This is a genomic window from Synechococcus sp. 65AY6A5 (assembly GCF_002760415.1).
Lineage (GTDB): Bacteria > Cyanobacteriota > Cyanobacteriia > Thermostichales > Thermostichaceae > Thermostichus.
Map to the genome: position 1 here is coordinate 505,878 of NZ_AXUW01000001.1, position 9,344 is coordinate 515,221.

4 protein-coding genes, 1 tRNA gene and 1 CRISPR repeat array are annotated in these 9,344 nt (G+C 60.6%); of the genes, 3 read left to right on the forward strand and 2 right to left on the reverse strand.

Annotated elements, in window-relative coordinates; translation table 11 throughout:
* Positions 1 to 18: 18 nt before the first annotated feature.
* A CRISPR array of direct repeats spans positions 19 to 508; the repeat unit is 36 nt; unit sequence GTTTCCAATTTCTAGGGATCCCCCCGAAGGGGGAAC.
* 310 nt (positions 509 to 818) lie between these two features.
* Together SYN65AY6A5_RS02310 and SYN65AY6A5_RS02315 are read left to right on the forward strand one after the other, a co-directional pair.
* Positions 819 to 2,789 carry a tetratricopeptide repeat protein gene (locus tag SYN65AY6A5_RS02310; protein WP_099883814.1) on the forward strand — a complete coding sequence of 657 codons (1,971 nt, stop codon included), beginning with the start codon at positions 819 to 821 and terminating at the stop codon, positions 2,787 to 2,789.
* A gap of 43 nt (positions 2,790 to 2,832) precedes the next feature.
* A tRNA-Leu gene (locus tag SYN65AY6A5_RS02315) sits at positions 2,833 to 2,916 on the forward strand.
* A gap of 21 nt (positions 2,917 to 2,937) precedes the next feature.
* Here the strand turns inward: SYN65AY6A5_RS02315 and SYN65AY6A5_RS02320 are convergent.
* Positions 2,938 to 5,043, reverse strand: coding sequence for a glycosyltransferase 61 family protein (locus tag SYN65AY6A5_RS02320; protein ID WP_099883816.1), 2,106 nt, complete (start codon positions 5,041 to 5,043; stop codon positions 2,938 to 2,940).
* A 240-nt stretch (positions 5,044 to 5,283) separates the two neighbouring features.
* Between SYN65AY6A5_RS02320 and SYN65AY6A5_RS02325 the strand changes: the two genes are divergently transcribed.
* Positions 5,284 to 7,983 (forward strand): phycobilisome rod-core linker polypeptide, encoded by a 2,700-nt coding sequence (locus SYN65AY6A5_RS02325; RefSeq protein WP_099883818.1) that lies wholly within the window; start codon positions 5,284 to 5,286, stop codon positions 7,981 to 7,983.
* A gap of 37 nt (positions 7,984 to 8,020) precedes the next feature.
* Here SYN65AY6A5_RS02325 and ruvB read toward each other — a convergent pair whose 3' ends face one another.
* Positions 8,021 to 9,133: a Holliday junction branch migration DNA helicase RuvB gene (gene ruvB, locus SYN65AY6A5_RS02330; protein ID WP_099883820.1), complete on the reverse strand. Its 1,113-nt coding sequence runs from the start codon at positions 9,131 to 9,133 to the stop codon at positions 8,021 to 8,023.
* Positions 9,134 to 9,344 lie beyond the last annotated feature (211 nt).

A 9,344-nucleotide genomic window follows, 5' to 3' on the forward strand; every position in this document is an offset into this window, starting at 1 on the left:
TCGGCAGGGAACACAAAAGTTTCCAATTTCTAGGGATCCCCCCGAAGGGGGAACAAGAACTGCAAGAACCAATCTGCTCAGTGCAATGGGAAGTTTCCAATTTCTAGGGATCCCCCCGAAGGGGGAACACTTTATATTCAGTTGTATATTCAGTTGTATACTCAGTAGTTTCCAATTTCTAGGGATCCCCCCGAAGGGGGAACTGACTATCCGAACGCTCGGCCGATTGCTCAGTCTCCGGACGTTTCCAATTTCTAGGGATCCCCCCGAAGGGGGAACTCCAAAGTGGAAAGGAACGTAGAGGAACTTTGAGTACTGACTAGTTTCCAATTTCTAGGGATCCCCCCGAAGGGGGAACTTGAGGAGCACAACAATGAACGAAAAACTGAATATGGGCAATGTTTCCAATTTCTAGGGATCCCCCCGAAGGGGGAACTGCGCAGCCTGATTCGGTTGCGCATAGAGCGCGGAGGTTTCCAATTTCTAGGGATCCCCCCGAAGGGGGAACTCTACCCCTATTAAACCCAAGCGGGGCAAGGAATGCAAGACCTATTTGCGAGGGGGTCGGTCGAAGAGGGCAAAAAAAGGCCTTGCAGAGGGGGGGTGAGAGGCCTGAAAGCCTTGTGGCGCAAGGCATCGAGCGGGTCAACGAAAAAATCGGCTTTTGCGGGTTTTGGCGAGGCGATCGCAGAAGCGTTGATACCGTTTTTATGTGCTTTTGGCAACATGAGACCTAGGGAGAGGAAGGCGGCGAGGGGGGTTCTAATCGGAGCTGGAGGGCCTATAGTGAGGAAAACTCTCCAGCTTCCCTTGTTTCAATGTCGGATCTCGCCCCCAAGGATAAGCTGCTGGCCGGGATCCAGGCCCAGCAGGCTGGCGACTTGCGAACAGCGGAAGCCATTTACTCGCAAATTCTGGCGGAGTTTCCCGATCAACCCGATGCCCTGCACCTGCTGGGGACGGTGGCCCAGGCCAAGGGGGAGGGGGAATGGGCGGCTGCCTTGATTGCCGAGGCCATTGAGCTCAATCCCCACGTAGCCCTCTATCATCACAACCTGGGCGTTGTCTATGAGTCTTTGGGGCAACTGGAAAAGGCTCTATCTTGCTATCGGCAGAGCCTGAGCCTCAATCCCAAGGCTTACCTTTCTGCCTTTCAAGCGGGCAAGATTCTTGTTAACCTAGGCCGCCACGAAGAGGCAATCTCCTTGCTGGGATCGTTGTTAGAAAATCCAGATCCACTAGCAGGGATCCCTTGGGCTGAGGTGCATTTTTATCTGGGGATAGCCCATCGCGAGCAAGGGGAACACAGCGCGGCTCTGGATCACCTGGAAAAGGCATGGACTTTGGATCCTAACTTGGTGCAAGCCCGCTGGCTTTACCATCTCTATCTGCCGGCTATCTATCAGGATGAACAGGAGCTGCACCGCTTTCGCTTGCGCTTTGTAGAGCACCTGGATCGCCTCATTCAGGAGACGCCTCTAGACACCCCAGAGCAGCGGCGGCTTGCCTTTTTAGGGTCAAGTTGGGGAACGCCTCACCTTCTGCAGTACCAGGGCTACGACGACTTGGAGCTGCAGAAGAAATACGCTCAGTTGGTGCAGCGCATTGTGAAAGCCTGCTACCCCGATTGGGAGTATCTTCCCCGGCAAGCCCGGCCAGGGGATCCCATTCGCGTTGGGTTTGTCTCGGCCTCCATGCGCGCTTGCTCTTACAGCCGCCTTTCCTTGGGGTGGGTGAAGTACTTAAAGGCCCGCTCCAAGCAGCCTTTCCAGGTCTTTGCCTACCACTTGGATCCCAGAGTTGATTTCCTGACGGAGCAATACCGTCAGCATGCCGATGTCTTCCGCCACATTCCCACTGGCTTTGAAGAGGCTGCCCGCCAAATTTTGCAGGATCAGCTGGATGTTTTGGTGTACCTGGAAATTGGCCTTTCTCCCCTTATGTTGCAGCTGGCGTCCCTGCGGCTAGCCCCCGTCCAATGCTCCACCTGGGCTCATCCGGTTACTTCGGGACTGTCGACCATTGACTACTTTCTCTCCAGCGACCTCATGGAGCCTGAAAATGGGCAGGCCCACTACAGCGAAACCTTGGTTCGACTGCCCCGCCTGGGTACCTGTTTTGAAAAGCCCGTTTTGCCTCCCCAGAGACGTTACCGCGAGGACTTTGGTCTGCCTCAAGAGGCCGTTGTCTATCTCACCTGCCAGTATTTGGGCAAGTACCTGCCGCAATACGACTACCTTTTTCCAGCTATTGCTCGGCAAGTGCCCAGGGCCCAATTTGTCTTCCTGGCCTTGCCCAATGCTGCCATTGGTCAGCGCTTCTGGCAGCGGCTTGCCTCCATCTTTTCCAGCTATGGTCTTGCGGTGGAAGACCACTGTCGAATCCTGCCCGCCTTGGACCATCAAGACTACCTAGATCTCAATCGCTGCGCGGACATCATGCTGGACTCCTACGGCTGGTCGGGCGGGATCACCACCCTGGAAGCCATTGCTGCCGGTTTGCCAGTGGTCACCTGCCCTGGCCGGTTTCTGCGGGGCCGCCACACCTACGCCATCCTCAAAAGAATGGGCCTTGAGCTTCTAATTGCCCCAGACCTCCAGCGCTACGAAGAGCTGGCCGTACAACTGGGAACGGATCCCCAATTTCGGCAGCAAATTTCTCAGCAGATCCAAGAGCGGCGCGACCTGCTTCTTGAGGATCGAGACTGCGTGGCGGCCTTAGCCCATTTCCTGCGCCAGGCTGTCTGCCAGAAGCTGGCATGCCATACTCTCCCTATAGAAGCCTCCTAGCCCCCTGCAGCAAAGAGTCTGGTAGAGTAGTACGGCTACTTTAGGGATCGTGGCGGAATGGTAGACGCTACGGACTTAAAATCCGTTGTTCTTCAAGAACGTGAGGGTTCGAGTCCCTCCGATCCCACTCCCAAGGCTGGGAAAGCAGTCAACGCAGCCCTGTTTGCTCGAGCAACTTCAGCAAGTCCGGGATCCGCACCCAGGCATCCTCCCGATCCAACTCTGGGCTGGCCAACAGGGCCACCAGGGCCGGGTCACAGGTTGGAGCCAGCAGGGGAAAGTAGTTCAGCCCCACCACCTGGGCCAGGCTCCAGAAGTAGGGGAGCACGGCATTGGTGGGGAAAATCTCGATAACAACAGTGCCAGGTTGACAAAAGGCAAGATTGGTCAAGCCCGCCCCGTGGATCCCAATGACTGCCTCTGCTCTCTGCATCAGGGCTATCTGTTCGCCCGGAGAAAGGGCTTCCAGTTGCACAGACACAAATCCCCAGGGGCGCAAAGCCTCGAGAACCTCTGCCTCGTTAATGACCCGCCTCCAGCGGGCAGCCCGACGACTAATGTAGATCCGCCGCGGTAGCCCCGCCGCCTGCCCCAGAGGAGCCAGTTGCTGCAGCACCTGCCAGCCCCTGGGGGTTAGACACCCCACCGGCCCCGCCAGCGAGGGCACAATCAGGTTCTGCGCTTGCACATGGGATCCCCCCGCCTGCTCAAAGCTGAGGAGGCGCTCGCTTGGGATCCCCAAGGCAGCTAAGCTTTGCACCTGGAAAGGCTTGCCCTGGTAGCCGTGAACCAAGAGGGGGATGTCCTTTTCGAGGACGCCGGAGCGGCGTAGGAGATCGAGGGCGGGCAGGATGTCCACCATCCAATGGAAGTAGTTGACCGCCCCCAGGGGCAAGAGGGCGACAGGGCCATCCAGCGGAATTGGCGGCGGCAGGTGGGGCAAGTCCAAAACGGGGTGGTGTTCTAGGTGAGCCGGCTTCCAGTCCCAGTCGAGAAACTCCGGCGGCGGCAAGCTGGGGGAGACATCGGCCAGCAACTCACCCCTACGGGTAAGCACGGCGCTGGCAAAGCTGGCGTAGAGGTGGCGGGGATAGTGGCCCACGTGCACGGATCCCTGCGGAATCTGGGCCACAAAGGTCTCGGCCAAGGGGATCCGCTGCGAGCGCAGCTTTTGCCCAATGGCAGGGTCAGCCGTAGGAGGAGCTTGGAGACAGAGAACCCCTTCTGGATCCACCACCTGGTAGCTGCCCTCGCCGGTGGCCTGGTGCCACTGCCGGGTGGTAAGGTAACCCTGGCTGGGCACTGGCAGGGGGTTGCCAGCACTGGGCGGTGGGCTCTGGCAGGCTGGGGAAGGAAGGGTTGCCTGCGCAGGGAGCCAGCGCTGCTGCCAGGCGCGGTACCGCTCCTGCCAAAGGCTGCCAGGGGATCCCTGCAGGGCCTGCTCCAGCTCCAGCCGCAGCCGACTGTCTCTGCCGCTGCCCTCACACCAGGCCTGTAGCCACTCCCGCTCCGCCGCCAGCGCCTGCCGGAACTTCTCCCAAGCCCCCTGCGGGTCATTCCGCCGCACCTGAGCCTCCGCCCAGTAGCTGTAGAGCTCTGCTGTCTGGGTGCCCCGCGCCGCTGCCTCCTGAAAGCAGGCCACCGCCTGCTCCAGCTCCCCCAGATCCAGCCAAGCCAGGCCCATCTGCACCCAGGGATCCCCCCACTCTGGCCTTAGCCGCGCTGCCTCCTGGAGAGGGGAGAGGGCCTCCCGCAACCGGCCCAGCTTGAGCAGGGCCAGGCCCCAGCGCCAAAAGCTCTCCGTGGCCGTTGGATCCCAGCGGCAGGCCTCTTCAAACCACTCTGCTGCTTCTAGCCACAGTCGGCTGCGCTCCTGGACTAGGCCAAGGCGATGGGCCGCCAACGCCGCCTCTGGGGCAGCGCCACTTTCTAGCAACTGCCGATACAAAGCCGCCGCCTGCGGCCACTGCCCCCTTTCCCACAGCCCCTCTGCCAGCTCCAGCAGTCCCTCTGCCCAGCAGCGGGTAGCCTCAGCTTCGGCCCCTAGGAGGGCCAGACCCTCCTGCCAAGTGAGCTGCGCCTCTAGCTCCCGCCCCAGGAGTAGGTAGGCAGATCCCAGCCACCAATACAGCAGGGGCTCTTGGGATCCCTGCTCAAGCTGCCGCTGCAAACTTTGAGCAACAGAGCCGTAGCATCCCTGTTCCCAGTCTGCCCGCAGAGAGTCGGGAAGGTGCAAAGAAGGGTCAGAGGCCATGGTTTTTGACGAGAAGGCAACTGAGAATGAGTGTTACAAACTGCAACAACCTCCCCCCTCTGGTCGCATCCCCCTAGTATTCTAGGCTTGGCTTCCCCCTCAGGGACGCGGCGTCCATTCCTCCCCAACTCTGAGAGGGATGGGGGCCGGTTTAGCTAAGTCCATGGGTCAGCCCCTTTCCCGGGGCATCCTCCCTGAGCCTTGTCGGCAGTTTTTCGATAAACGGAGTTTAAGAGAGCGATGGGTATCAACGCATCTGGCGGCGCAGTCGTCTCCAGCCCCCGTCTTTACCAAACCGTGCCCCTCTCCACCATCTCCCAGGCAGAACAGCAGGATCGCTACCTCTCGCGCACCGAGCTGGATCGCCTTGACGACTTTTTCTCCAGCGGTCTGAAGCGGCTGCAGATTGCCGAGGTCATCGCCGCCAACTCCGAAATCATTGTCAGCCGGGCTGCCAACCGCATCTTCACCGGCGGCTCCCCCATGGCCTACCTGGAGCGGCCAGAAGTCACTCAAGACGAGAAAGAAGCCTTTAAGCTGGGCACCGCCTTCTATGTGGAGTCCACGGGTGGCTTCCTCGAGGCCATCCGCAATCTCTTCAGCGCCAGCGGCGTGGAGATCCCGCCCAACTTCCGCCCCATCAGCATCGCCCGCTACGGGGCTGCCAACATGCGCAAGTCGCTGCGGGATCTAAGCTGGTTCTTGCGCTACGTCACCTACGCCCTTGTGGCCGGGGATCCCAATATCCTTGTGGTTAACACCCGTGGCCTGCGGGAGATCATCGAAAACGCCTGCTCTGCCGAGGCCACCATTGTCGCCATCCAAGAGATGAAGCGGGCCTCAGCCAGCTACTTCCGCAAAGATGGCGAGGCGGTGGCCATCATCAACCAGTATTTCGACGTGCTCTTGAGCGAGTTCATTGCCCCTGCTCCCTCCGACAAGCTGCGGCAGCGCAACGCCAGCACCGCCGATGGCCTGCCCTTGCAAGGGCTACAGCTACCCCAGGTTTACAACTTGGCCGCAGAAAAGGTTCCCGTCTTTGCCATGAAGCCGGGGCTTTCCAATGCTGAGAAAGAAGAGGTCATCAAAGCCGCCTACCGGCAGGTGTTCGAGCGGGATATCCGCCGTGCCTATGGCCTTAAGCTGGCCGACCTGGAGTCGAAGGTCAAAAACGGCGAGATCTCCATGAAGGAGTTTATCCGCCGCCTGGGCAAATCCGAACTCTACCGCAAGCAGTTCTACGAGCCCTACATCAACAGCCGCGTTGTGGAGCTGGCCTTCCGCCACTTCCTGGGACGGGCACCAGAGACCCGTGAAGAGGTGCAGACCTACTTTGCCATCGTCTCCAGCAAGGGCCTGGCCGGCTTGGTGGATGCGCTGGTGGACAGCCGCGAGTACGGCGACTACTTCGGCGAGGAGACGGTGCCCTACCTGCGCAAGCTGGGGGTGGAAGCCCAAACCAGCGCCAACTGGGGACCCAAGTTCGACCTCTACAACTACGCGGCCCCGCGCCGCAAGGTGCCCCAATTCATTACCCTCTTTGCCCGCTACAACCGCCCCCTGCCGGATCAGCACGCCTACGGCGCCGGCAACGACCCGCTGGAGATCCAATTTGGCGCCATCTTCCCCAAAGAAACCCGCTCCCTCAACGCCAGCCCCGCCCCCTTCAACAAGGATGTCAAGCGCATCCTCATCCGGCGCGGCTTTGCCCTCACCAACGACCGCACCAATCCCAAGGCAGTCGGGGATCCCGGCAGCCTTGGCCCCAAAGTCTTCAAGCTCACCCAAACCCCCGGCGATCGCAGCCGGCGGCTAGGGGTGCGGGCCGGGATTGTTGGCAGCGAAGTCTCGACCCAGGCGGTGATCCGCGCCTGCTACCAGCAGGTGTACGGCTACATGCCCTACGAAGGCCAACGGCTAACCCGCTGGGAGATCAAGCTGGAGTCGGGCGAAATTACCGTCAAAGAGTTTATCCGCCAACTGGCCAAGTCAGATCTCTTCCGCAACAAGTACTGGTCTAGTCTCTATGTCTGCAAGGCCATCGAGTTCATCCACCGCAAGCTGCTGGGCCGACCCACCTACGGCCGCCAGGAGATGAACCGCCTATTTGACATCGCCTCCAAGAAAGGCTTCTACGCCGTCGTGGACGCCATCCTCGACAGCGAGGAGTACCAGCAGGTCTTCGGGGAAGACATCGTGCCCTACGAGCGCTACCTCACCCCCGCCGGCCTAGCGCGGCGGCGCATGCGCCCCGGATCCACCGACATGGCCGTGGCAACCAAGCCCATCCGCACCGACGACGACATCCCCCTCTTTGTCAAGCTGGGCCAGCCCCAGGACAAGCCCTCCGGCGAGCTGGAAATCCAGCGGCGAGCCCAGCAGGGGGTGCCCAAGGTGCGCCAGGAGGTACCCATCTTCAAGCTCACCAGCCTGGCCAACAAAGCCGAAGTCAACAACCTCATCCGCGCCGCCTACCGGCAGATCTTCGAGCGCGACATGGACATCTACAACATCAGCGCCGAGCTCAGCTCTGCCGAGTCCAAGCTGCGCAACGGCGAGATCACCGTCAAGGAGTTCGTCGAGGCGCTGGGGTGCTCGGAACTGTACCGCTCCGAGTTCTACGCTCCCTATCCCAATACCAAGGTGATCGAGCTGGGCACCAAGCACTTCCTGGGCCGCGCACCCCTAAACCAGCAGGAGATCCGCAAGTACAACCAGATCTTGGCCACCCAGGGGTTGAAGGCCTTCGTGCGCGCCCTGCTCAACACCCAGGAGTATCGGGATCTCTTCGGCGAGGACACGGTGCCCTATCGCCGCTTCCCCACCTTGCCGGCGGCCAACTTCCCCAACACCCAAGAGCTGTATGGCCGCCTCACCAAGCAAAACAAGGAGCTCGTGGTGCCCAGTTTCAGACCTGTTGGCAGCAACGATCGCAGCTAGCTCAACCCCCCTCTCCCCTGGTGGGAGAGGAAAACCATTAGCTCCACACAGGCAGAGGGGACTGGGCTGTGTAGCCTAAGTGCTGCAGGGCAGCGGGGGTAACCACCCGACCCCTTGGCGTGCGCTGCAGGTAGCCAATCTGCAGCAGGTAGGGCTCGTACACCTCCTCAATTGTCTGGGGATCTTCACCTGTCACTGCGGCCATGGTCTCCAAGCCCACGGGCCCTCCCCCAAACTGCTCCACCAGTACCGTCAGCAGCTTGCGATCCGTCCAGTCCAAACCCATGGGATCCACCTGAAACAGCTCCAGGGCAGCGGCTGCCACCTCACGGCTGATGTGGCCATCCCCCCGCACCTGGGCATAATCGCGCACTCGCTTCAGGAGGCGGTTGGCAATGCGCGGTGTGCCTCGGGATCGGCGGGCAATCTCCTCGGCTCCCGCTCGGTCAATGGAGGTGTTCAAGAGGCGAGCGCTGCGCAACACAATTTCCGCCAGTTCGTGGGGCTCATAGAAGCGCAGCCGCTGCACCTGGCCAAAGCGATCCCGCAGCGGCGAAGTCAGAGCGCCAATGCGGGTAGTGGCCCCGATGAGGGTAAAGCGCTCCAGGGGTATGGAGGTGATGCGGGCCGAGCGTCCCTTGCCAACAGTGATGTCGAGGCGAAAATCCTCCATTGCTGGATAGAGCAGCTCTTCGGTTACCTTGGGCAGGCGGTGGATCTCGTCGATAAACAGCACGTCCCCCTGCTTCAGGCGCACCAAGTAGCCGGCAATGTCACGGGGGCTCTCCAGCGCCGGGGCCGTGGTCATGTAGAAGCGGGATCCCATCTCCGCCGCCAGCACCGCGGCCACCGTGGTTTTGCCCAAGCCAGGCGGGCCGTAGAACAGCAGGTGATCCAAAGGCTCCCCGCGGGCGCGGGCCGCTGCAATAGCGATGGAGAGCACTTCCTTCAGCTCTGTCTGGCCAATGTACTCTGCCAGGGTGCGCGGGCGCAGGGATTCTTCTTGAGCTTCGCTGGGGTGAGCCTGCGGTTGCAGTAGCCCTTCCGCCTTAGCAAAAGCCAATTTCGACTCTCTTCTGCGAGCAGAACTCTTTTGCTGCCGCTGCCCGGGATCCTCAGCCCCCGCAGCCCGAGAAGAAATGATCGCCATATCCTTTACTCGCAGATGCGATAGCCCTACTCTAACTGACTGGGGGAAAGATCCTGGTGAAACCGTTTGCCATTTTGGTCTCCCACCTGGATCGGAGAGGGCGGTAGAAGAAAAAACCCCCCAGCGTCTGCCAGGGGATTCAAGAAGGACTGGTCGACTAGGTCAGGAGTGGATTAGCCGCGGATGGCCGGCGCCACTTCCACCGCCGCCA

What these genes read in the sequence shown, in the direction of transcription:
- SYN65AY6A5_RS02310 (WP_099883814.1), top strand. Translation starts at nt 819, where the DNA reads ATGTCGGATCTCGCCCCCAAGGATAAGCTGCTGGCCGGGATCCAGGCC.
- SYN65AY6A5_RS02320 (WP_099883816.1), bottom strand. Translation starts at nt 5,043, where the DNA reads ATGGCCTCTGACCCTTCTTTGCACCTTCCCGACTCTCTGCGGGCAGAC.
- SYN65AY6A5_RS02325 (WP_099883818.1), top strand. Translation starts at nt 5,284, where the DNA reads ATGGGTATCAACGCATCTGGCGGCGCAGTCGTCTCCAGCCCCCGTCTT.
- ruvB (WP_099883820.1), bottom strand. Translation starts at nt 9,133, where the DNA reads ATGGCGATCATTTCTTCTCGGGCTGCGGGGGCTGAGGATCCCGGGCAG.